The sequence below is a fragment of the Streptomyces sp. NPDC006602 genome (assembly GCF_042870385.1).
GTDB lineage: Bacteria > Actinomycetota > Actinomycetes > Streptomycetales > Streptomycetaceae > Streptomyces.
This window is the reverse complement of record NZ_JBIAHG010000004.1, coordinates 87,627-109,377: the sequence shown is the minus strand read 5'-3', so window position 1 is coordinate 109,377 and position 21,751 is coordinate 87,627. Positions and strand designations below refer to the sequence as shown.

Here is a 21,751-nt window from a genome sequence, read left to right as displayed (position 1 = left end):
GCAGGCCCTGTGCCCCCTCCCCCGTTCCCGCCGATCGCCCAAGGACGGCCATGTCTCGACGGACAGGTGCCCGGCGCCACCGCCTCGGTTCCATACGTCTCTCCCTCATCCTCCTGGCGCTGGTCCCGAGCGTCACCCTCGCCGCCGTGTGGGGGCTGACGACGACGCAGATGTTCTCGGAGGGCCTGCGGCTGCGCTCGCAGACGGAGCTGAGCCGGTCGACCGGCGCCATGGGCACCGACGCGACCCTCGCGCTGCAACAGGAGCGCGGGCTGTCGGCGGCCTGGCTCGCCTCGGAGCCCGGTTCCCGGGCCGCGCTGGACCGGGCGCGCAAGGAGACGGACGCGGCGGTCGCGAAGCTCGTCGGCCGTTCGGACCAGGTCCAGCGGGCCCCCGCCCGGATCGCGGACCGGCTGTACTCGGTCGTCGGATCGGTGGGCAGCCTGGAGTACTACCGGAGCCAGATCGACGATCCCCGTGACATCACCGCCGAGCAGGCGCTGGACCAGTACACCTCGATCATCGACGACCAGATCCACGCCTTCCAGGAACTCTCCCAGGTCGACGACGGCGATCTCACCTCGCAGGCCGGTCCGCTGGTCGCGTTGGAGCACGGGGCCGAGCTGGTGTCCCAGGAGGACGCGCTGCTCACGCTGGCCTGGCCGGCCGGGTACGTCGACGAGAAGACGTGGACCCGGTTCGGCGAGATGGTGGGCACCCGGCGCTGGATCGTCCAGGACCAGATCGTCCCCGCGCTGCGCGGCAGCGCGAAGACACAGACCGAGCGGATCCTGCGGAGCGCGGAGTGGCACACCCTGCAGGCCATCGAGGACAAGGTCCTCGCGGCCCGGCCGACCGGCGACTCCCGCAGGGTCGACCTGCCCGACGATGTGCGCAAGCAGTGGACCATCGCGCTGCAGAAGGTCTCCGACCAGTACGGCGTCCTGATCGGGCAGCAGACGTCCGGGCTGCTCGCCCGCAGCGCCGACAAGGCCGACGACCTGCTCCTGACGGCGGCCTCCCTCAGCGCGGGCGGACTGGTCGCCCTGCTGCTGTGCGCCGGCATGTCCTGGCGGATCACCCGCTCGCTGTCCCGGCGGCTGCGCGGCCTCAGGCAGGCCACGCTCGGTCTGGCCGAGGAACGGCTGCCCGACGTGGTGCGGCGGCTGGACAAGGGCGAGACGGTCGACGTGGACCTGGCGGCGCCCCCGCTGGACTACGGCGCGGACGAACTCGGTCAGGTGGCCCAGGCGTTCAACACCGCGCAGCGCACGGCGGTGGTGACCGCGGTCGAGCTCGCCGACACCCGGCGCGGCTTCCAGAAGGTGATCCTGGGCATCGCCCGGCAGAGCCAGAACCTGGTCAACCTCCAGCTCAGCCAGCTCGACGCGCTGGAACGCGAGCACCAGGACCCCGACGTCCTCAAGGGCCTGTACGAACTGGACTCCATCGCGAGCCAGTTGCGCCGCTACGAGGAGAACCTCGTCATCATCAGCGGCGAGCAGCCGCGGCGCAGCTGGACCGAACCGGTGGCGCTGATGGACATCCTGCGCAGCGCGGTCGGCGAGGTCGCCGAGTACCGGCGGGTGGAGGTGCACACCGACGAGGACGTGTGCCTCGCCCCGCCCGCGGTGGCGGACGTGATCCATCTGCTCGCCGAGCTCATCGACAACGCCACCGTGTACTCGCCCGCGCCCAGCCCCGTCGGGGTGCGGGCCGCGATGGTGGCGAAGGGGCTGGCCGTCGAGGTCGAGGACCGGGGCCTGGGCATGTCCGAGGACGACTACGACTCCCTCAACGCCCAGTTGGCGGGGCCGTCGAAGTTCGACGTGGTGGCGCTGGCGGACGACCTGAGGCTCGGCATGTTCGTGATCTCCCGGCTCGCCCACCGGCACGGCATCGCCGTCACGCTGCGCCCCTCGCCGTACGGCGGGACGACGGCGATCGTGCTGGTCCCGCACGACGTCGTGGTGCGGGCCGCCGACGCGGGGACGGACGGAGCGGCGGACGCGAAGGACGTACGGGAGGTGCCGGATCCGCAGGGCGCCGAGGCGGTGAAGGCCGGGCCGGCCGCCCGCACGGTCCGGCCCCTGCCCGCCGCACGGACCTCCCCCGCACCCGCCGCGGCCCGCGCCGCCGGGCCCGACGGACTCGCCCCGCTGCCCCGCCGGGTGCCGCAGACCAACCTCGTCGAAGAACTCCGCGAGGACTCCCCGCCCGCCGTCGAGGACGACCTCGACGACTTCACCGCCGAGCGAGCCGCCTCCTCGCTCGCCGGATTCCAGCGCGGCACCTTCCGGGCGCGGGACGAGCCCGAATCCCCCGAAGACGACGAAAAACCCGAAGGCGAAGACACGCATACGGCCTACGAGGAGCAGGCACCATACGACGAGCAGGCGCCCCACGGCGAAGACGCCCCGGCCGTGCCGAAGGCCCCCTCCCCGGACCCGGCCGGCATCCCGACTTCCCACACCGACCGCTCATGAAGGACACCGCCATGACACGCCCCACCCCCGCCACGGACACCCAGCTGGACCAGTTGCTCACCGGACTCGTGGACCGGGTCGCCGACGTGAACCACGCCGTGGTGCTCTCCGAGGACGGACTGGTCGTCAGCAGGTCCACCGGGTTCGTGCGCGACGACGCCGAACGGCTGGCGGCGACCGCGTCCGGGCTGATGAGCCTCAGCAAGGGCGTCAGCATGGACTTCCGGGGCGGCCCGGTGCGCCAGGCGCTCATCGAGATGGCCAACAGCTACCTGATACTGAGCTCGGCCGGACCCGGCGCCCACCTCGTCGTGCTGACCGGCCCGAAGGCGGACGTCGGTGTGGTGGCGTACCAGATGAACATGCTGGTGAAGAAGATCGGCGAGCACCTCAGCGCGGCGCCGCGGGCTCATGTGGGTCCAACGACCGCCACCGGCGAGTGAGGTGAGCGGAAGTGACGCGGCGGGGCGGCTGGTGCGGCCCTTCGCCCTGACCGGCGGACGAACCCGGCCCAGCCGCGCCGACTTCACCCTCATCACGACGGTGACCGCGGTGGACCCGCCGCCGGAGCGGGCCCCTCGGCCGCAGCCCGAGCAGGCGCGGATCCTGCGCCGGTGCGCGCGGCCGCTCGCGGTGGCGGAGCTGGCGGCGCTGCTGGACCTTCCGGTGAGCGTGGTCGTCATCATGCTCTGCGATCTGCTGGAGGCCGGCCTGATCACGGCCCGTCCGCCGCATCCCGTCACGCGCAACCCGGAACTGGACCTGGACCTGCTGCAGAAAGTGAGGGACGGCCTTGGCCGGCTCTGATCCCGCCACCCGGGCGGCACCCGAGGCGCTCGTCGCACCCGTCGCCCCCGCCGCGCCCGACACCGTCAAGATACTGATCGCCGGCGGGTTCGGCGTCGGCAAGACCACGATGGTCGGTTCGGTCAGCGAGATCGTCCCGCTGCGCACCGAGGAACCGCTGACCGTGGCGGGCCTGGGCGTCGACGACCTCGTCGGCATCGAGAAGAAGGCGGCCACGACCGTGGCCCTGGACTTCGGCCGGATCACCATCAACGACCGGCTGGTGCTGTATCTCTTCGGCACCCCGGGGCAGCAGCGGTTCTGGTTCATGTGGAACGACCTGGCCGTCGGCGCGCTGGGGGCCGTGGTCCTGATCGACGTGCGCAGGCCGGAGGCGAGCTTCGCGGCCGTCGACTTCTTCGAGCGGCGGGGCATCCCGTTCGTCGTCGGCGTCAACGGCTTCCACGGGCGGCATCCGTATCCGGCCGAGGAGATCCGCGAGTCCCTGGCGCTGCCGGAGCACGTCCCGGTGCTGCTGTGCGACGCGCGGGAGCGCGAGTCGAGCCGGGACGTGCTGATCGCCCTGCTGGACCGACTGATCGCCGAGGCGGGCGGGGGCGGCGGCGATCGGCTCACTCGTCCGGGCCGTTGAGCGCCTTGTTCGAGGGTGCGATCAGGCGGGCCGTGAGGTCCGGGTCGGGCATCTGAGGGTCGAAGGGGAACAGGGGCCGGCGGATGCGGCGGTGACCGAGACGGGTCAGCTCCTGGTCGACGCCGCCCGGCGTGAGCGCCATCTTCCAGTCGGCGGCCATCGCGAACAGCTCGGGCTCCAGGTAGCCGATCTTCACGATCACGATGTCGGCCGCCCTCGGGTCCAGCTCCAGGTCGGTGAAGTCGTGTTCGTGGTGGTACGGCTTGCGCAGCCGGGTAAGGATCACGTGCACGCTCCCCACCCGCAGCACGACCTCGGCCTCCGCGTCCCGGTCGCCGTGCCGGACCGCGTGCACCACGCCGGTGAGGGTGAGCGGGCCGGCGTGGCGGTCGTCGACCTCGGCGCCCGCTTTGACCGTGACCGTCGCGCCGACGCCGGCCGCCACCGCCGTGTCGACGGCGCCCGGCCCCGGCAGCGAGGCGTAGATGACCGTGGGGCCGGACGGGTCCTTGAACTCCGGGCGTTCCAGGACCCGTTGGAGGCCCCAGGTGACGTCCCCGGCGCCGCCCGCCGTCGGGTTGTCGCCGGTGTCGCTGACGAAGTAGGGGCGGGCGGTGGAGGCGAGGGCGGCGTCGAGGCACTCGTCCAGCGTGGCCGTCGGCGCGACGAAGTCGAAGTCGTGGCGGGCCTTCCAGAAGCCGGCGGCGAGCTGCTCCGCACCGGCGGTGACGGCGTCCGGCGAGGATCCCGTGACGACCACCGCGGCCCGGTTGCGCGGCTCGTCCGCCCAGGCGTAGCCGACCCAGATCGCCGCGTCCGTCACGCCGTTCGTCGCCGCCACCTCGTCCACGGCCGCGTACACGCTCTTCGCGGGTTCGATGCGGGTCGAGGTCTGCTCTCCCGCCAGCAGCACCGGCACCGGGATCCAGGCCTTGACCGGGCGGGGCGCGCCGCTCGCCAGCAGGTCCACGAGGTTCTGGGCAGCGCGCTCCCTGGTGTCCATGGCGTCCTCGTGCGGGGCCATCCGATAGCAGGTGATCAGGTCGCTCTGGTGGACGAGTTCGCGCGAGACGTTGCCGTGCAGGTCCATGGAGGTGGACACGAGGACGTGCGGGCCGACCACTTCCCGGATGCGGTACAGGAGTTCGGCCTCGGCGTCGTCCAGTCCCTCGACCGTCATCGCGCCGTGGATGTCGTACCAGAGGCCGTCGATCGGGCCCAGCTCGCTGAGGTTGTTGAGGAGTTCGGCGGCCAGCTCGGCGTACGCGGCTCCCGTCACCGCACCACCGGGCAGAGCCTTGCCGACCAGGGCGCCGCGCCAGTCGGCGGCGGTGCGCAGGGGCTGCCCGGGGGCGAGGAAGGGGTAGCGCGTCAGGACGTCCGCGCCGCGCCGCGGGTGGAAGGCGGGGGCTCCGGTGCGTGCGGGCGAGAAGGTCGAGGACTCGATGCCGAGTCCGGCGACGGCGATGACGGGACGGGATTCCGGCACGGGTGCTCCAGACGTCGGTGGAAGGTCAAGGGTGTCTGTCCCGGGCTCGGCTGTGGTTGCCGGGAGATGAGGAGTGGTTGCCACCAGGTGAAAGGTGGCCGCAGCCCCTGGCCCAGGAATGGTTGCCGCCACGGAAAGGTGGGCGGCAATCCCCGGCTCAGCTGTGGTTGCCGCCAGGTGAAAGGTGGCCGGCGCCGACCGGTGAGAGGTGCGCGCCCGTGACCGCCTCCAGCGCGTGCGCCAGCGCCAGCTGCAGCGCGAACTGCCCCGCGCCGACCAGGCCGGCGTCGGCGCCGAGGCCGGCCCGCTCGATGACCAGGTGCTCGGTGACGAGGGGATGGCAGCCCTCGTAGAGCTGGCTGCGGACGGCGGCGACGAAGGGCTCCAGGGTGGAAAGGATGCCGCCGAGGTACACGGCGTCCGGGTTGAAGAAGTTGACGTTCGCGGCGAGCACCTGGCCGAGGTAGCGGCCGGCCTGGCGGACCGCGCGGGTCGCCTCGGGGTCGGCGTCGCGGGCGAGCCGTACGACGTCCTCGGTGGACGTCACGTCGAGGCCGCGCTCGCGCAGGATGCGCACGAGCGCGGCGCCGGAGGCGACGGTCTCCAGGCAGCCGGTGTTGCCGCAGGAGCAGGGCGTGTCGTGGGCGGCCTCGACGCGGACATGGGTGATCTCGCCGGCGGCGCCGGTGCCGCCCCGGTAGAGGCGGCCGTCGGCGATGACGCCGGCGCCGATGCCCGAGCCCGCCTTGACCATGATCGACTGGCGTTGCCCGGCGGGCCGGACGCTGTGCTCGCCGACGGCCATGCAGTTGGCGTCGTTCTCGATGGCCACCGGCACCCCGAACCGCTCCTCCAGCCGGTCCCGGACGGGGAACCTGTTCCAGCCGGGCATCCGCGCGGGCAGCGTCACCAGGCCCTGCTCCACGTCGACCGGGCCCGGCAGGCACAGGCCGACGCCCCTGAGCAGCTGCCGCCCGTGCCGGTCGGCGAGGCCCTCGAGGGTGTCGGTCAGTCCGGGCAGCGCCGCCTCGGGGCCGTCGGCCGTCGGGAACGGCACGGTGGAGACGTCCGTGAGGCCGCCGCCGGGGTGGACGACGCCCACGTGGGCGTGTCTGCCGCCGAGTTCGGCCGCCACGGCGTATCCGTCGCTGCCGCCGAGCCGCAGCACCTTGCGCGGACGTCCGCCGGTCGAGGACAGCGTGCCCTCCTCGGCGACCAGCCCGTGGGACATCAACTGCCCCACCGCGAACGACACCGTGGAGGGCGCGGCGCCGAGGAGCGCGGCGAGTTCCGTGCGCGTGGTCGCCTGTCCGGAGGCGAGGAGTTCAAGGACGCGCTCGGTCAGCGAGGAGACGCCCACGACACCTCTCCGCCGCGGCGCACTTTTTTCAGTCATGGACGAAGTTACTCCCGTCATCGGCGGCCGCGGCCCCGAGCCTAGGCCAGTGAATACCCTCCCGTGTTTTTCCAGAACAGCAGAAACAGGCTTTTTACAGCGGTGCGTCTGTTTCTTCCAACACAGGGGTCGTTCACTGGCTGCACCCCGCTTCTGTGGCCGCACCCCCGCTTCTGTTCCCTGAGGAGAGTCATGTCCCCTGCTCGCACGAGGCTCGTCGCCGGTGCCTCCGCCTTCCTGGCGGGCACCTTGCTACTCGCGGGCTGTTCCGGGGCGAGCGGCTCGTCGTCGACGTCGCACGACTCGATCGACTACGCGCTGCCCGCGAACTTCACGCCGAACTGGATCCTGCCGATCGGCACGGCGGCCCACCTGAACACCAACAACATCTCCATCGCGAACACGCTGTGGGAACCGCTCGTCGCGTACGACGGCTCGACCGGCAAGATCGCCTGGAACAAGGCGGGCTCGGTCGCCACGGCCGCCGACTTCGCCGCCGACGGCAGAAGCGTCCGCATCACCCTCGGCGACCGGCACTGGAGCGACGGGAAGCCGATCACCTCCCGGGACGTCCAGTTCTGGTTCGACCTCATCAAGGCGAACAAGGCGCAGTGGGCGGGCTACAACCCGGGCAAGGCCCCGGACAACTGGACGTCCTTCAAGACCGAGGACGACCGTCACTTCACGATCACTTTCGACAAGTCGTACAACCCCCAGTGGATGCTGGCGAACGAGCTGAGCCAGATCACGCCGCTGCCGCAGCATGTCTGGGACAAGGGCGGCGACGCCGAGCAGGTGTGGGCGTTTCTCAACAACGCGGCGAAGAACATCGCCGGTTACCAGAAGAACGCCCTGTGGAAGACCATCAGCGGCCCCTACGGGGTCAAGTCCTTCTCGACCGCCGGCAAGGTGGTGCTCACCGCCAACTCGAAGTACGACGGTGGCGAGAAGCCGGCCATCCCGACGGTGAACCTGCTGCCGTTCACCACGGCGGACGCCGAGAAGAACGCCCTGCGCTCGGGCAGCGTCGACTACGGCTACATCGAGGCGACCGATCTCGACCAGAAGGACAGCTTCACCGCGCAGGGCTACACCGTGAAGCCGTGGTCGGGCTGGGCGATCACCTACATGCCGTACAACTTCGACAACCCGGCGATGGGCGCGGTGTTCAGGCAGCTCTACGCCCGGCAGGCGGTGCAGCGGTCGATCGACCAGACCACGTTGGCGAAGGTCGTCTTCAACGGGACGGCGGTGCCCGGCTACGGGCCGATACCGCAGGGGCAGGCGTCGGACTTCGTGTCGTCCGTGCAGAAGGGCAATCCGTATCCGTTCTCGACATCGGCGGCGCGGAAGCTGCTGACCGACCACGGCTGGAGAGAGCAGGGCGGCGTGATGACGTGCACGAGCCCCGGCAGTGGCGCGTCCCAGTGCGGTGACGGCGTCGCCAAGGGCACCAAGTTCGCGATGCAGGTGCTGTCGCAGTCCGGGTCGACCGTCACGGACAACATGATGAGCGCGATCCAGTCCTCGCTCGCGAAGACCGGCGTCACGTTCTCCATCAAGACCGCGCCCGTGAACTCGGTGCTGTCGCAGACCCCGCCGTGCACCTCCGATCAGTCGATCTGCAAGTGGCAGCTGTCCTTCTTCGGTACGGCGGGCAGTTGGTACTTCAACGCCTTCCCGACCGGTGACTCGTTGTTCCAGTCCAAGGGCGGCTCGAACTTCGGCAGCTACTCGAACCCCGAGGTCGACAAGCTCATCTCCGCGTCCACGACGTCGAGTTCGAACGAGGCGATCCAGGGCTACAGTGCGGCCCTCGCGAAGGACCTGCCGGTGATCTGGCTGCCGGAGCCCGTCTACCAGATCTCGGTCGTCAAGAACGCCCTCGGCGGCTTCTCCCAGGACTCGCTCGCCAACTTCCACCCGGCGCAGTGGAAGTGGACGAGCTGAGGCCCTCGTATGGACACTCTCCTCTACCTCACCCGGCGGATCCTCCAGGCCCTGGCCGTGATCCTGATCGTCACGATCGTCGTCTTCTGTCTGCTGCACGCGCTGCCCGGGGGTCCCGCACGCGGGATCCTCGGCCCGCAGGCGACAGCCGAGCAGATCGCCGCGTTCAACCACGAACAGGGCCTGGACCGCCCGCTGCCCATCCAGTACGTCTACTACCTCAACACCCTCCTGCACGGCGACCTCGGCACGTCGTACACGCTCAACGAGGCGGTCTTGCGGCTCATCGAGCAACGTCTGCCGAAAACCCTGGTGCTGACCGTGCTGTCCGCGCTCGCAGGGCTGCTGCTGGCGGTCCCGCTCGGCATGTGGCAGGCGGTGCGCCGCAACAAGCCGGCCGACTACGTCATCACCACGCTGAGCTTCGTGGCGTACTCGACGCCCGTGTACTTCCTGGGTTTGGTCCTGGTGCTGCTCTTCACCCAGACGCTGCGCTGGTTCCCCTCCCAGGCACCCCAGGGGGACACCCTGGCGCAGGTGTTCGCGGATCCGGCGGCCCTGGTGCTGCCGGTCGTCACGGGGGCCGCGTCCATGATCGCCGTGTTCAGCCGGTACATGCGGGCCGCGATCCTGGAGAACCTCTCCGAGGACTACGTCCGCACCGCGCGGGCCGGCGGCTCACGGCGGGGCGCGATCCTCTTCCGGCACGTCTTGCGCAACTCCCTCACTCCGGTCGTGGCGATGCTCGGCTACTACGTGCCTGTGCTGTTCGGCGGCGCGCTCGTGGTCGAGCAGCTCTTCAACTACCCCGGCATGGGGCTGCTGTTCTGGTCCGCCGCGCAGTCCTCCGACTATCCGGTGCTGCTCGGCTGTGTTCTGGTCATCTCCGTCGCGACGGTCGTGGGCACGTTGCTTGCGGATGTCGTGCAGCGGGTTGTCGATCCGCGTGTGAAGGAGGGCCGGGTGTGAGTGCTGCGCCAGAAGGCCGTGTGAAAACCGCGGGCCGGTGGGGGCTGGTCGCGCCCCGCGGCGGAGCCGCAAATCGACACCGCCCCGCGCCCCCAGCAGCGCGCTTCGCGCGCAACAGGTTGGCGGTGGCCGGAGCCCTGGTCGTCGTGCTGTTCCTGCTGTTCTGCTTCCTGGGCCCGCTCCTGTACTCCACCGACCAGACCCACACCGACCTCACCCAGGTGAACCTCCCGCCCGGCGCGGCCCATTGGCTGGGCACCGACGCCGTGGGCCACGACGAGCTCGGGCGGCTCATGTACGGCGGGAAGATCTCGCTCCTCGTGGGGCTGGCCGCCGGGCTGCTCGCGACGGTCATCGGCACGCTGTGGGGCGCGGTCGCGGGATACGCGGGCGGCTGGGTGGACGCCGTGATGATGCGGGTGGTGGACGCCGGGATCGCGATCCCCGCACTGTTCATCCTGCTGGTGGTCTCCGCGATCAGCTCGCCGGGCCCGCTCGGGCTGGTCGTCATCCTCGGCCTGGTGTCGTGGCTGGTGCCGTCCCGGCTGGTGCGGGCGGAGACGCTCACGCTCAAGAACCGGGACTACGTGCTGACCCTGCGCGCGACCGGCGGCACCCACGGGCGGGCGATCGTCCGGCACATCCTGCCGAACTCGGTGTCGACGATCGTGGTCGCGGCCACCTTCCAGGTCGCCGACGCGATCCTGCTCGTCGCGTACGTGTCGTATCTCGGCCTGGGCGTCCAGCCGCCGTCGACGGACTGGGGCGGCATGCTGTCGGCCGGTCTGACGGCCGCGTACTCCGGGCGCTGGTGGCTGATCGTTCCGCCGGGCCTCGCGATCATCCTCGTCGTGTGCGCGTTCAACGCGATCGGCGACGGGCTGCGGGACGCCTTCGACGTGAGGGGACGCGGATGAACATCCTGGAGATGGAGAACCTCGGGGTCACGTTCACGACGGACACGGGTGACGTGCCCGCCGTACGGGAAGTGTCCCTGCACGTCCGGCCCGGCGAGACGCTCGCCCTGGTCGGCGAGTCCGGGTCCGGAAAGTCCACCGTCGCGCTCGCCGCGATGGGGCTGCTGCCGGGCAACGCGCGAGCGTCGGGGCTGGTGACGGTCGACGGCGCGGACGTGGTGGCGGCCGGCGAGGCGGAGCTGGCCCGGTTGCGCGGCCGGACCGCGTCGATGGTGTTCCAGGAACCGGCCACCGCGCTGGATCCGCTGACCCGGATCGGCAGACAGATAGCGGAAGTCGTACGCAATCACCGTCCCGTCTCCCGCGCGGAAGCCGCCCGTGAGGCGGTCGAGCTGCTGCGCCGGGTCGGCATTCCCGAGCCGGAGCGACGGGCGTCCGCGTTCCCGTTCCAGCTGTCGGGCGGGCAGCGGCAGCGGGTCGTCATCGCCATGGCGATCGCCAACTCGCCGAGCCTGCTGATCGCGGACGAGCCGACGACCGCGCTGGACGTCACCGTGCAGGCCGAGATCCTGGACCTGCTGCGGGAGTTGGCGGTCGGCTCGGGAACCGGCGTGCTGCTGGTCACGCACAACATGGGTGTGGTCGCCGACTTCGCCGACCGGGTGGCCGTGATGCTGCGGGGCGAGGTCGTTGAGACGGGGCCGGTGGAGGAGGTGCTGCTGCGGCCGACGCACGAGTACACCCGGCGGCTGCTGGCAGCCGTACCGCGGCTGAGGCTCAGCGGTGAGGGCCCGCTCCCTCCAGGGCCCTCCGAGGAAGCCGCCGTGGTCCGACTCCGTGATGTCTCCGTGCGGTTCGGGCGGGGTCGCCGAGCCGTACGGGCCCTTGAGGGTGTGTCGCTCGACGTCCACCCCGGTGAGACCGTCGGGCTGGTGGGCGAGTCCGGGTCCGGGAAGTCGACGGCGGCGCGGGTGGCGCTGGGACTGGTCGCGCCGGACGGCGGCTCGGTGTCGCTGTTCGGCACCGACCTGACCGGGGCCCGGGGCCGGACGCGCCGGGCCCTGCTGGCCGGGTGCGGTGTGGTGCTCCAGGATCCGGTGGCCTCGCTGGACGCGCGGATGAGCGTGGCGGAGTGTGTCGCCGAACCGCTGCGGATGCACCGGCGGGGCGTGTCGGCGGCCGAGCGGCGGGATCGGATCGCGGAGATGATCGAACTCGTGCGGCTGCCACGGGAGTTGGCCAGGCGCGGGCCCCGTGAGCTGTCCGGCGGTCAGCGGCAGCGGGTGAGTCTCGCGCGGGCGCTGGTGCTGCGGCCGCGACTGCTGGTGGCGGACGAACCGACGAGCGCGCTCGACGTGAGTGTGCAGCGGACGGTCCTGGAGGTGATCGCCGAGTTGCAGCGGGAGCTGGGGTTCGCCTGCCTGTTCGTGTCGCACGACCTGGCCGTGGTGCAGGAGTTCGCCCAACGGGTCGTCGTCATGCGGGCCGGGCGGATCGAGGAGCAGGGGCCCACCATGACCACACTGCTGCGTCCGGAGACGGAGTACACGCGCCGGCTCATCGCCGCCGTGCCGGTGCCGGATCCGGTGGCGCAACGGCGTCGCCGTGCGGCGGACCGGACGGGGGCCACCGCGTGACATGCATGGTCGCGGGTGTCGACATCGGCGGCACGACGACCCAGGTCGCCCTGTGCGACGAGGACTTGAACGCCGTCGACCGCCTGGAGCTGCCCACCCCGGCGGCCGAGGGCGGAGCCGCGATGGTCGGGACCGCGCTGGACGGCGTACGAGTGCTGCTCGGCCGTACGCCCGGACGGCTGCTCGGCGTCGGGGTCGGCGCAGCGGGGCTCGTGGACGCGCGGGCCGGGCGGATCCTCGTGGCGAGCGACTCCTTCCGGGGCTGGGCGGGGTTCGCAGTGACAGCGGCCGTCGAGGAGGCGCTGGGCGTGCCCGCGTTCCTGGACAACGACGTCAACGCGTTCCTGCGCGGCGAGGCGGCGGCCGGTGCGGCCGCGGGCCAGCCGCACGTCCTCGGGATGATGCTCGGCACCGGGGTGGGCGGGGCGCTGTGGCTGGACGGGGCGCTGTACGACGGCCCGCACGGGGCGGCGGGCGAGATCGGGCACGTCCCGGGCTTCGGCGACCTGCCCTGCACGTGCGGCGGCCGAGGACACCTGGAGACCCTGGCGTCCGGCCGCTCGATCGCCGCGCGCTACGGCGAGCGCACCGGGCGGACCGTCACCGCCCGCGCGGTCGCCGAGGCCGCGGTCCGGGGCGATGCGCACGCGCTCTTTGTGTACGAGAGCGCGGGTGCCGCCGTGGCGCGGGCGATCCTCGTCACCGCGGGCCTGCTGGACGTCACGACCTTCGTGATCGGCGGGGGCGTCACCGGCGCGTGGCCGCTCGTCGAGCCGGCCATCGAGCGGACGCTCACCGCCGAACCCCCGGTCAGCGGGCACCCGGTGCGGGTGCTGCCCGCCCTGCTCGGCGGGGACGCGGTGGCGATCGGGGCGGCGGCGCGGGTGCTGGCGGAGATCCGGTGAACACGACCGCGTGATTGACGGCGCGGGTGCCCTCCGACAAGGAGGGCACCCGCGCCGCTTCGTCAGCTGTCGTGTCCGAGGTGCCGGACGACGGCGGGTGGCCTCAGTTGAGGCCGACCGACTTGAGCCAGGCCTGGGCGACGTCGAGCGGGTCCTTCTTCTCCAGCTGGACCTGGGAGTCCATGTCGAGGAGCGCCTTGGTGTCCAGCTTGGCCGAGACCTCGTTGAGGGCGGCCACGCCGTCCTGGGAGAGGCCGGACTTGTAGACCAGCGGGGTCACGTTCGCGAAGCCGAAGAGGTTCTTCGGGTCCTGGAGGACGACGAACTTCTCCTTGGTGATGGTCGGGTCCGTGGTGAAGATGTCCGCGGCCTGCACGGTGTTCTTCGTCAGCGCCGCCTGGGTCAGCGGGCCGCCCGCGTCGAGCGCCTTGAACGACTTGAACTCCAGGCCGTACTCGGACTTCAGGCCGAGCAGGCCCTGCTGCCGGGTCTGGAACTCGGGCGAGCCACCGATGACCAGCTCGGGAGCGATGTCCTTGAGGTCCGCGAGGGTGGACTGGGCGGTCAGGCTGTGCTTCTTCGCGGTGGCCGCGTTGATGCTGACGGAGTCCTTGTCCTCGGCGGGCGCCGAGTCCAGCAGCGTCAGCTTCGAGTCGAGCTTGGCCTTCGCGGCCGCGTTCACCGCCTCGGCCGTCTTCTGCTCCGCCTTCGGGTCCAGGTAGGCCAGCAGCGAGCCGTTGTACTCCGGCAGGACGGTGATGGAGCCGTTCTTCAGCAGACCGTAAGTGGTCTCGCGGCTGCCGATGTTGGGCTTGTAGGTGACCTTGACGCCCTTGGCCTTCAGGGCCTCGCCGTAGATGTCGGCGAGCAGGATGCTCTCGGCGAAGTTGTTGGAGCCGACGACGACGGTGCCCCCGTCCGCCTTGTCCCCGGAGAGCGGGTCGGACGTGTCGTCGGAGGAGGAGCATCCCGCGAGCAGGGCCGCGGCGGCGGCGAGCGCGACGGCGGCCACGCCGGGATGCGTCCTGAAGGACCTGCTGTGTGCGGTTGTAGAAGTCACGATTCCCGTTCCGGACTCAGGGTGGTTGCTCGGAGATGGTTACTCGGAAGCCTTTCCACTGATCCAATCCAGCGAGTTCTTGATCAGTCAAGAGAAGCCCGATCACCAATTGGCGTCAATGAGTTGCCGATTGTGAAGGAGGGATGAACGGGCCGACACGGAACCCACCGAAGCGGAGCGGGTTGTAATGGATTCTTGAATCAGGGTGGCGCGAACCGGTGTCCGAAGAGGCTGTAGTCTCGCGGAAGTTGGCGCCGGCCACAGTGGCGTGCGGGGGCCGCACAGGTGTTGTCCCGCCTCGATAACCGGGGGCGTCACACCAGTTTGGTGCCCTTGGCGCACCGGTCCGCAAGCGATCACAATCGGTCACGAAGGAGGCCTGGTGTCCACGAACGAGCCCCGGGGTGGCGTTCGGGGATTCGCCGACCGCTGGCCGTTCCGCCGCAAACTCAACGTCCTGGTCGGCGTGCCGCTGGCCGTGCTCGCCGCGCTGCTCGCCTACCTCATCGCCGACCAGGTGGACCAGGCACGGAACGCGAACTCCGCGGCCCGGCTGGTCCGGGACAGCGCGCACGTCGCCGAGTTGGTGGACCGGGTGGAGACCGAGCACCAGCAGGCCATCCTGCTGTCCGTGCGGCACGAGGCCGCGCCCGCGGGGGCCCGCCCCTCCGACGCCGACTACCGCAAGGCGCAGGCCGCGGTCGACGCCCAGGTGGAGAAGGTGCGCGACACCTTCGGCGACCGGCTGCCGGACACCGAGGCCCAGGCGCTGCGCGAGATCAACGGCCTGAGCAGTCTGCGCGACACCGTCGAGCAGGGATATCTGCCCGCCGACAACATCGACCCGGCCTACACCAACGCCTCCACGGGCCTGATCGACGGCCTCGGCCTGGACCACAACAGGGGCCTCGCCGGCACCTTCACCGGCAACCTGCTGGACTCCCTACTGCGCGCCGACGCCGCCCACAGCGCCTTCGAGACGGCCGTCTTCTCCGCGCGCACCGGCGACAGCAACGCCCTGATCGAGTTCATCGGCGCGGTCGGCTTCGAGAACGAGTACACCCACCAGGCCGACCGCTTCGCCCGGTTCGCGACCGAGGCCCAGGCGGACGAGCTGGGCGGGATCGAGCACAACTCCTCGCAGGCGACGATCGGCCGGCACTACGCCGAGCTGCAGATCGACCCCGGCAACCTCCAGGCCGGTACGCCCACACAGATCCGCGAGGCCTTCACCGACGCGCTCGGCTCCTACCGCGACTACCGGCTGCAGTCCGAGACCCGGCTGAAGATCACCGCGTCCCTCATCGACCAGATCGCCGACCGCGCCGACAGCGCATCCAGCGAGGCCGCCTGGCGCGCGGTCCTGCTGCTCGGCCTCGCGCTGTTCCTCTTCGCCGTGTGGATCGCCTTCGCGGTGCTGGTGCGTCGCTCGGTGGTACGGCCCGTGCAGGCACTCACCGGTGCCGCCCGCGAGGTCGCCGACGTCGCCGGCCGCGAACTCGCCCGCGTCGCCGACGAGGACACCGAGGACGACGGGCCGATCCGGCTGCGCGAGATCCCGGTCACCGCGCAGGACGAGATCGGCGACCTCGCCGACGCCTTCAACCACGTGCAGACCACCGCGTCCGCGCTGCTGGAACGCCAGGTGCTCAGCCGCCGCAACGTCGCCGAGATGTTCGGCAACGTCGGCCGCCGCGTCAGCAACCTGACCGCGCGGCAGCTGGCGCTGATCGACGCGGTCGAGCGGGGCGAGACCGACCCCGCGCTCCTCGAGCGGCTCTACAGCATCGACCACATCGCCGTCCGCCTGCGCCGCAACGCCGACAGCCTGATGCTCCTCGCCGGCATCCGCGAGACCGTCCTCGACTCCGGCCCGCTCGCCCTCACCAACGTCGTACGGGCCGCACTCGGTCAGATCGAGGGCTTCCAGCGGGTGCAGCTGCGCGCCGGAACCGAGGTCATGGTCCAGCCCGACATCATCGGCGACCTCACGCTGATGGTGGCCGAACTCGTCGAGAACGCCGTGTCGTTCTCCCCCGCCGGCAGCCCCGTCGAGGTGACCGTCCGCGACGGCGCCCAGGGCGCGCTGGTCCTCGTCGCCGACCACGGCCTCGGCATGAGCGCCGAGCGGCTCGAAGAGGAGAACGCCCGCCTCGTCCGCCGCGAACGCCTCGACCTCGTCCCGACCAAGGTGCTCGGCCTGTTCGTGGTGGGCACACTGGCGCGCCGCTGGGAGGTGGACGTGACCCTGTCCCGTACACCGGGCGGCGGCGTGACCGCCGAGGTGTCCATTCCGTCGTCCCTGCTGCTGACGATGAGCCCGGTGGCGATCGCCGCGGGGGCCTCCGGCGGTTCGGCGGGCGGTGCGGTTGCCTCCGGCGGTTCGGCGGGCGGTGCGGGGAGGGCGTTGGCCTCGGGGTCCCCTTCTGGGGTGGAGGCCGAGTCGGGTTCGGGCTCCGGTTCCGCTTCGGGCCCGGCCTCGGGTCCCGGTCGGATGCCGGCAGCAGGGTCGGCCTCCGAGGCCGGTCGCGCGGGCTCCGCCGACGCGGGGGCGGGCGCCGACTCCACGGCGAACGAGCCCGTACGCACCACCCGCGCAAGCTCCCCGACCAGCACCGCCTCGGCCGACGCCGATCCCGCTCCGCTCCCCCGCAGGGTGCCCCGGCGTGACACCGCCCCGACGGACAAGTCAGCGACGTCGGATCCGAACGGCACATCCGCCGCCCCCGGCCCGGACGGCACCTCGACCGCCCCCGGCCCGGACGGCACCTCGACCATCCTCGCCCCGGACGGCGAGTCGGCCTCCCCCGACAGCGAGTCCGCCGCCCCCGGCCCGAACGGCGAGGCCTCCGCCGGCTCCCGGTCCGGCGAAGCCCCCTTCATCCCCAGGGCCCGCACCGGCGAGGCCGCGCCGTCCGCTCAGGCCCGCACCAGCGCGACCGTACCGGCCGCGCCTGCACCGAGCGGGGCCCCCACGCCCGCCACCGACGACGGCCCCGGCGCCCGCCCCCTGCGTCGTCGTGTCCGGGGCGCCACCCTCCGTACGACCTTCGGGACCGACCCCGACCAGCAGGCCGCCCGCCGTGCAGCGCCCCGTACCGTCGACGCGGAGGCCGTCCGTGACGCGCTCGACGAGTTCGAGGCGGCCGTGGAGCGTGCCCACCGCGACAGCGGAAACGACACCGCAGCCACCACCCCCGATCCCCTGACCGCATCCAATCCCTCGCACCACCAGAACGACTCCCCGGAAGGAGCGGAGCAGTGAGCACGTCGACAGGTGACACTCCGACGGGAGGCACCACGCCGGCCGAACTGCAGGCCGCGGCAGCCGACTTCACGTGGCTGTTGAATCGTTTCGCGACGGAGACGGCGGGCGTCGTCGACGCCATCGCCGTCTCCTCCGACGGTCTGCTCATCGCCGTGTCCGAGTTGCGTGAGCCCGCCGACTCCGAGCGCCTCGCGGCGATCGTCTCCGGCATCACCAGCCTGGCCGCCGGCGCCTCCGGCAACTACGGCCTGGGCGGCCTCAACAAGGTCATCATCGACCTGGAGGGCGGCCACGTCCTGGTCTCCGCGGTCGGCAGCGGCGCCGTCCTCGGTGTCGTCACCGACAAGGAGGCCAAGCTCGGCAACATCGCCTACGAGATGACGCTGTTCGCCAACCGGGCGGGCAGCGCGCTCAGTCCCCAGCTGGTGCTCGAACTGAAGAACAGCGTCGGCGCCTCGTCGAAGCGCTGACCGGGCGCCCGCCCGGCCGAGGAGGAAGAACCACCCATGGCGGACGGCCGCACTCCCCGCAGTGCCGGCGAGGACGGCGGCACGCCCCCGGGCCACGACCCGGTCGGCCCCGTCCCCGCCGTACGGCCGTTCCTGGTCACCGCCGGCCGGGTGGCACCCAGCGCCAACGGCCGGACGATGCCCGTCGAGACCCAGGTGGTGGCCACCGCCGAGGGGCTCGCCGGGCTCGACCGGCTCTCCTTCGAACAGCACGACATCGTCGCCGCCTGCCGTCGGCCGCAGTCCATCGCGGAGATCGCGGCCAGGCTGCGGCTGCACCTGAACGTGGTCCGGATCCTCTCCGAGGACCTGCGCGCGGCGGGGCAGTTGACGGTGCATGTGCCCGACTCCGGCGTCACCCACGACGCGTCCGTCCTGCGAAGGGTTATCGATGGCCTGCGGGCCATCCCCGACTCCCGAGGGGTACTCCGTGACACCGACTGAACCGGCCACCAGCGGCCCGGCCGCCCCCGCGGCCGCCGTACGACCGCCGCTGCCGGTCAAGATGGTGATCGCGGGCGGCTTCGGGGTGGGCAAGACCACCGCCGTCGGCTCGATCTCCGAGATCGCGCCGCTGACCACCGAGGCCGCGATCACCGAGGTCGCGGCGGGCGTCGACGACCTCAGCCACACCCCGCGCAAGACCACCACCACGGTCGCGATGGACTTCGGCTGCATCACCATCGACCCGACCCTGAAGCTCTACCTGTTCGGCACGCCCGGGCAGGAGCGGTTCGGGTTCATGTGGGACGACCTCGTCGAGGGCGCGATCGGCGGGCTCGTCATCGTGGACACCCGCCGCCTCGACGACTGCTACGCGGCCGTCGACTACTTCGAGCACAAGCAGATCCCGTTCGCGGTGGCCGTCAACGCCTTCGACGGGCGCGTCGAGCACACGATGGACGAGGTCCGCTGGGCGCTCGACGTCAACGAGCGCGTCCCGGTCGTGGTGTTCGACGCCCGCGAGCGCGGCTCGGTGCGCGACGCGCTGCTCGTCGTACTGGAGCAGGCGCTGGCGCGCACCGAGGGCTGACACGTGACAGGCCCGGGGCGGATCTGCCGGCCGCCCCGGGCCCTCGGTCAGCCGCTTCTCCGTACCCCGCGTGACACGGCTGTCCGGTGCACCGCCCAGAACACCGCGAGCGTCACCAGCGCCAGCCCGGCGACCAGTGTGGCGCCGCCCACGACCTTCTCGTAGTTGCGTTGGTAGAGGCCGTCGACGATGTACCGGCCGAGGCCGCCGAGCGAGACGTACGCGGCGATGGTGGCCGTGGAGACGATCTGGATGGCCGCGGAGCGCAGGCCGCTGAGGATCAGCGGGAGCGCCGCCGGCAGTTCGACCTGGAACAGCACCTGGGCCTCGCTCATGCCCATGCCCCGCGCGGCGTCCACCGGAGACGGGTCGACGGAGCGCATCGCCTCGTAGGTGGTGACCAGGATCGGCGGGACGGCGAGGACGACCAACGGGATCATCACGTTCACCAGGCCGAAGCCCAGCAGCAGGGTCATCAGCACCAGCAGGCCGAAGGTGGGCAGGGCGCGCCCGGCGGTGGCGATCAGGGAGAGGGCGTTGCCGCCGCGCCCGGTGTGACCGGTGATCAGGCCGACCGGCAGCCCGATCGCGGCGGCGAGGGCGAGCGCCTCCAGGGTGTACTGGATGTGTTCGCCGACGCGCGCGGGGATGCCGTCGTAGCCGGTCCAGTGGGCGCTGTCGCTGAAGAAGGCGTTGATGAAGTTGATCAGGTTCACCGGGCTGCGTCCTCCAGGGCGAGGGCGGCCGGGTCGGGCCGGTCGGCCTTCGGTTTCGTGTGCGCCCGGCGCGGCATCCACGGCGTCAGCAGGAGGCGCAGGACCACCAGGAGGCCGTCGGCGAGGATCGCCAGGACGGCCATGGTGAGCACGGCGTTCACGGCGAGTTCGGGCCGGTTGTAGATGTTGGCGTCGTTGAGCAGGTTGCCGAGGGCGCCCTGGTTCCCGATGAGGGTGCCGACGCTGACGAGGCTGATGCTCGACACGGTCGCCACGCGCAGCCCCGCGATGATGGCGGGCACCGCGATCGGCAACTGGACCTGGACATAACGGCGTACGGGTCCGAAGCCCATGGCGGTCGCGGCGGCGAGGGTCTCCTGCGGGACCGAGCGGACGCCGTCGACGATCGAGGGGACCAGGACCACGAGGCTGTAGACGGTGAGCGGGATCATCACCGTGAGCTCGGTCTGGCCGGTGTAGTCGATGAGGAGCACGAAGAAGGCCAGCGACGGGATGGCGTACAGCACGGTCGTGATCCACAGCACCGGCGGGTACAGCCAGCGGAAGCGCACGCAGAGCTGGGCGAGCGGCAGCGAGATCACCAGTCCGGCCAGCACCGGCAGCAGGGCCTCGCGCAGGTGCAGGCCGATGAGGCCGAGCCAGCTGTGCTGGAGGTCGCTGGGGATGTCGAAGAAGCCACTCATTCGGCGACCCGTGCGACCGGTGCGGCCTTGGTGACCGTGGCGGCCTTGCCGTCCGTACGGCCTTCCGCGTGGGCGCCGCGGATCGCCTCGCCGATGGTCTGCTGGGAGACCACTCCGGCCGCGCGGCCCTCGCCGTCCACGGCGACGGCCCAGCCGGTGGGCGAGAGCACCGCGCAGTCGAGCGCGGCCCGCAGCGAGTCGGTGCCGGCGACGAACGGCCGCCCGTACGGCAGGAGTTCCTCCGGCTTGATGTCACCGGCGGTCAGGTCGCCGGGTTCGCTCCAGCCGAGGGGCCTGCCGTCCAGGTCGGTGACGAGGAGATAGGGAGCCTCGGCGGTGTCGCGGGCGGCGATCTGTTCCGCGGTGGCGTCGATCGCGACGATCGGTGCGGTCACCAGGCCCAGTCCCGCGGAGGGGAAGAAGGACAGCCGGCGGATGCCGCGGTCGGCGCCGAGGAAGTCCTCGACGAAGGCGTCGGCGGGGCTGGACAGCAGCTCGGCGGGCGGGGCGAACTGGGCGAGTTTGCCGCCGGTGCGCATCACGGCGACCATCGTGCCGATCTTGACGGCCTCGTCGATGTCATGGGTGACGAAGACGATGGTCTTGCCCAACTCCTCCTGGATCCACAGGAGTTCGTCCTGCAGACCCTTGCGGACGACGGGGTCGACGGCGGAGAACGGCTCGTCCATGAGCAGCACCGGCGGGTCCGCGGCGAGCGCCCGGGCCACGCCGACGCGCTGCTGCTGTCCGCCGGACAGCTGGTAGGGGTACCGCTTGGCGAGGGCGGCGTCGAGGCCGACCCGCTCCATCAACTCACGTGCCCGGGTACGGGCCTTGTCCTTGCCCCAGCCGAGCATGCGGGGCACGGTGGCGATGTTGTCGATGATCGTGCGGTGCTGGAAGAGCCCGGCGTTCTGGATGACGTAACCCATGGACCGGCGCAGTGTGTTGACGGGCTGCTGCAGGATGTCCTTGCCGTCGAGGAGGATAGTGCCCTCGCTGGGCTCGACCATCCGGTTGATCATGCGCAGGGTCGTGGTCTTGCCGCAGCCCGAGGGTCCGACGAGGACGGTGATCGAGCGGTCCGGTATCTCCAGGGAGAGCCGGTCGACCGCCACCGTGCCGTCCGGGTACCGCTTGGTGACTGACTCTATCCGTATCAAAGCGCCGAATACCCCTCGGACTTGGCAGAATCTGCCCGTTTTCGGTCACGGTCGTACAGGCCGTTGCGGGAAGAGTCTAGACCTCGCGTGTTGCGCGCCCTCGTCGGGCAA

The 21,751-nt window shown here is 71.4% G+C and carries 19 protein-coding genes; 13 read left to right on the top strand and 6 right to left on the bottom strand.

All coding sequences use genetic code 11. The features are described from left to right. Window positions 1-50 precede the first annotated feature (50 nt). The 4 genes from ACFYO2_RS12830 to ACFYO2_RS12815 are packed head-to-tail and all read left to right on the top strand — an operon-like array spanning window position 51 to window position 3,924. On the top strand, window positions 51-2,486 hold the full coding sequence (locus ACFYO2_RS12830) for a nitrate- and nitrite sensing domain-containing protein (protein WP_388347786.1): 2,436 nt from the start codon (window positions 51-53) through the stop codon (window positions 2,484-2,486). 11 nt (window positions 2,487-2,497) lie between these two features. Then, window positions 2,498-2,929 (top strand): roadblock/LC7 domain-containing protein, encoded by a 432-nt coding sequence (locus ACFYO2_RS12825; protein ID WP_388347784.1) that lies wholly within the window; start codon window positions 2,498-2,500, stop codon window positions 2,927-2,929. A 1-nt stretch (window position 2,930) separates the two neighbouring features. Continuing rightward, window positions 2,931-3,293 carry a DUF742 domain-containing protein gene (locus tag ACFYO2_RS12820; RefSeq protein WP_388347782.1) on the top strand — a complete coding sequence of 121 codons (363 nt, stop codon included), beginning with the start codon at window positions 2,931-2,933 and terminating at the stop codon, window positions 3,291-3,293. Further along, window positions 3,280-3,924 carry an ATP/GTP-binding protein gene (locus ACFYO2_RS12815; RefSeq protein WP_388347780.1) on the top strand — a complete coding sequence of 215 codons (645 nt, stop codon included), beginning with the start codon at window positions 3,280-3,282 and terminating at the stop codon, window positions 3,922-3,924. The genes ACFYO2_RS12820 and ACFYO2_RS12815 overlap by 14 nt, the downstream gene beginning before the upstream one ends. On the opposite strand, the gene ACFYO2_RS12810 is transcribed toward ACFYO2_RS12815, so the two are convergent. Both ACFYO2_RS12810 and ACFYO2_RS12805 read right to left on the bottom strand, forming a co-directional pair. Beyond that, window positions 3,905-5,413, bottom strand: coding sequence for a M81 family metallopeptidase (locus tag ACFYO2_RS12810; protein ID WP_388347779.1), 1,509 nt, complete (start codon window positions 5,411-5,413; stop codon window positions 3,905-3,907). The genes ACFYO2_RS12815 and ACFYO2_RS12810 overlap by 20 nt on opposite strands. Before the next feature lie 157 nt (window positions 5,414-5,570). After that, window positions 5,571-6,809 (bottom strand): ROK family protein, encoded by a 1,239-nt coding sequence (locus ACFYO2_RS12805; protein ID WP_388347777.1) that lies wholly within the window; start codon window positions 6,807-6,809, stop codon window positions 5,571-5,573. 192 nt (window positions 6,810-7,001) lie between these two features. Between ACFYO2_RS12805 and ACFYO2_RS12800 the strand changes: the two genes are divergently transcribed. Genes ACFYO2_RS12800 through ACFYO2_RS12780 form a run of 5 tightly spaced genes read left to right on the top strand, consistent with a single transcriptional unit; the run spans window position 7,002 to window position 13,187 of the window. Further along, window positions 7,002-8,759 (top strand): peptide ABC transporter substrate-binding protein, encoded by a 1,758-nt coding sequence (locus ACFYO2_RS12800; protein WP_388347775.1) that lies wholly within the window; start codon window positions 7,002-7,004, stop codon window positions 8,757-8,759. Between the two features lie 9 nt (window positions 8,760-8,768). After that, window positions 8,769-9,728 (top strand): ABC transporter permease, encoded by a 960-nt coding sequence (locus ACFYO2_RS12795; RefSeq protein WP_388347773.1) that lies wholly within the window; start codon window positions 8,769-8,771, stop codon window positions 9,726-9,728. Between the two features lie 44 nt (window positions 9,729-9,772). Further along, window positions 9,773-10,645, top strand: a complete 873-nt coding sequence (locus ACFYO2_RS12790; protein ID WP_388348589.1) for an ABC transporter permease — start codon at window positions 9,773-9,775, stop codon at window positions 10,643-10,645. Beyond that, window positions 10,642-12,282 carry a dipeptide ABC transporter ATP-binding protein gene (locus ACFYO2_RS12785; protein ID WP_388347771.1) on the top strand — a complete coding sequence of 547 codons (1,641 nt, stop codon included), beginning with the start codon at window positions 10,642-10,644 and terminating at the stop codon, window positions 12,280-12,282. Before ACFYO2_RS12790 ends, ACFYO2_RS12785 begins: the two co-directional genes overlap by 4 nt. Before the next feature lie 5 nt (window positions 12,283-12,287). After that, complete coding sequence (locus tag ACFYO2_RS12780; protein WP_388348587.1) at window positions 12,288-13,187, top strand: ROK family protein; 900 nt, start codon at window positions 12,288-12,290, stop codon at window positions 13,185-13,187. 103 nt (window positions 13,188-13,290) lie between these two features. Here ACFYO2_RS12780 and ACFYO2_RS12775 read toward each other — a convergent pair whose 3' ends face one another. Further along, window positions 13,291-14,247 carry an ABC transporter substrate-binding protein gene (locus tag ACFYO2_RS12775; protein WP_388347769.1) on the bottom strand — a complete coding sequence of 319 codons (957 nt, stop codon included), beginning with the start codon at window positions 14,245-14,247 and terminating at the stop codon, window positions 13,291-13,293. Window positions 14,248-14,629: 382 nt separating this feature from the next. On the opposite strand from ACFYO2_RS12775, the gene ACFYO2_RS12770 reads away from it, so the two are divergent. From ACFYO2_RS12770 to ACFYO2_RS12755, 4 genes are read left to right on the top strand one after another with little or no spacing between them, the layout of a single operon-like run. Next, window positions 14,630-17,512, top strand: coding sequence for an ATP-binding protein (locus ACFYO2_RS12770; RefSeq protein ID WP_388347767.1), 2,883 nt, complete (start codon window positions 14,630-14,632; stop codon window positions 17,510-17,512). Next, window positions 17,509-17,985, top strand: coding sequence for a roadblock/LC7 domain-containing protein (locus tag ACFYO2_RS12765; protein ID WP_388347765.1), 477 nt, complete (start codon window positions 17,509-17,511; stop codon window positions 17,983-17,985). Before ACFYO2_RS12770 ends, ACFYO2_RS12765 begins: the two co-directional genes overlap by 4 nt. Before the next feature lie 36 nt (window positions 17,986-18,021). Next, a complete protein-coding gene (locus ACFYO2_RS12760) occupies window positions 18,022-18,468 on the top strand; it encodes a DUF742 domain-containing protein (RefSeq protein ID WP_388347763.1) in 447 nt (148 codons plus the stop codon). Next, the gene (locus ACFYO2_RS12755) at window positions 18,455-19,057 is read left to right on the top strand and encodes an ATP/GTP-binding protein (protein ID WP_388347761.1); all 603 of its coding nucleotides are present in this window, start codon (window positions 18,455-18,457) and stop codon (window positions 19,055-19,057) included. Before ACFYO2_RS12760 ends, ACFYO2_RS12755 begins: the two co-directional genes overlap by 14 nt. 47 nt (window positions 19,058-19,104) lie before the next feature. On the opposite strand, the gene ACFYO2_RS12750 is transcribed toward ACFYO2_RS12755, so the two are convergent. From ACFYO2_RS12750 to ACFYO2_RS12740, 3 genes are read right to left on the bottom strand one after another with little or no spacing between them, the layout of a single operon-like run. Further along, complete coding sequence (locus ACFYO2_RS12750) at window positions 19,105-19,773, bottom strand: ABC transporter permease (RefSeq protein WP_388347759.1); 669 nt, start codon at window positions 19,771-19,773, stop codon at window positions 19,105-19,107. Then, entirely contained in the window at window positions 19,770-20,477 is a 708-nt protein-coding gene (locus ACFYO2_RS12745; protein WP_388347757.1) for an ABC transporter permease, read from the bottom strand. The genes ACFYO2_RS12750 and ACFYO2_RS12745 overlap by 4 nt, the downstream gene beginning before the upstream one ends. Continuing rightward, window positions 20,474-21,640: an ABC transporter ATP-binding protein gene (locus ACFYO2_RS12740; protein WP_388347755.1), complete on the bottom strand. Its 1,167-nt coding sequence runs from the start codon at window positions 21,638-21,640 to the stop codon at window positions 20,474-20,476. Before ACFYO2_RS12740 ends, ACFYO2_RS12745 begins: the two co-directional genes overlap by 4 nt. Window positions 21,641-21,751 lie beyond the last annotated feature (111 nt).

Excerpts from the sequence above, each read along its gene's own strand:
- ACFYO2_RS12745 (WP_388347757.1), bottom strand. The coding sequence starts at position 20,477 with ATGAGTGGCTTCTTCGACATCCCCAGCGACCTCCAGCACAGCTGGCTC.
- ACFYO2_RS12805 (WP_388347777.1), bottom strand. The coding sequence starts at position 6,809 with ATGACTGAAAAAAGTGCGCCGCGGCGGAGAGGTGTCGTGGGCGTCTCC.
- ACFYO2_RS12830 (WP_388347786.1), top strand. The coding sequence starts at position 51 with ATGTCTCGACGGACAGGTGCCCGGCGCCACCGCCTCGGTTCCATACGT.
- ACFYO2_RS12780 (WP_388348587.1), top strand. The coding sequence starts at position 12,288 with ATGGTCGCGGGTGTCGACATCGGCGGCACGACGACCCAGGTCGCCCTG.
- ACFYO2_RS12760 (WP_388347763.1), top strand. The coding sequence starts at position 18,022 with ATGGCGGACGGCCGCACTCCCCGCAGTGCCGGCGAGGACGGCGGCACG.
- ACFYO2_RS12785 (WP_388347771.1), top strand. The coding sequence starts at position 10,642 with ATGAACATCCTGGAGATGGAGAACCTCGGGGTCACGTTCACGACGGAC.
- ACFYO2_RS12795 (WP_388347773.1), top strand. The coding sequence starts at position 8,769 with ATGGACACTCTCCTCTACCTCACCCGGCGGATCCTCCAGGCCCTGGCC.
- ACFYO2_RS12825 (WP_388347784.1), top strand. The coding sequence starts at position 2,498 with ATGACACGCCCCACCCCCGCCACGGACACCCAGCTGGACCAGTTGCTC.
- ACFYO2_RS12800 (WP_388347775.1), top strand. The coding sequence starts at position 7,002 with ATGTCCCCTGCTCGCACGAGGCTCGTCGCCGGTGCCTCCGCCTTCCTG.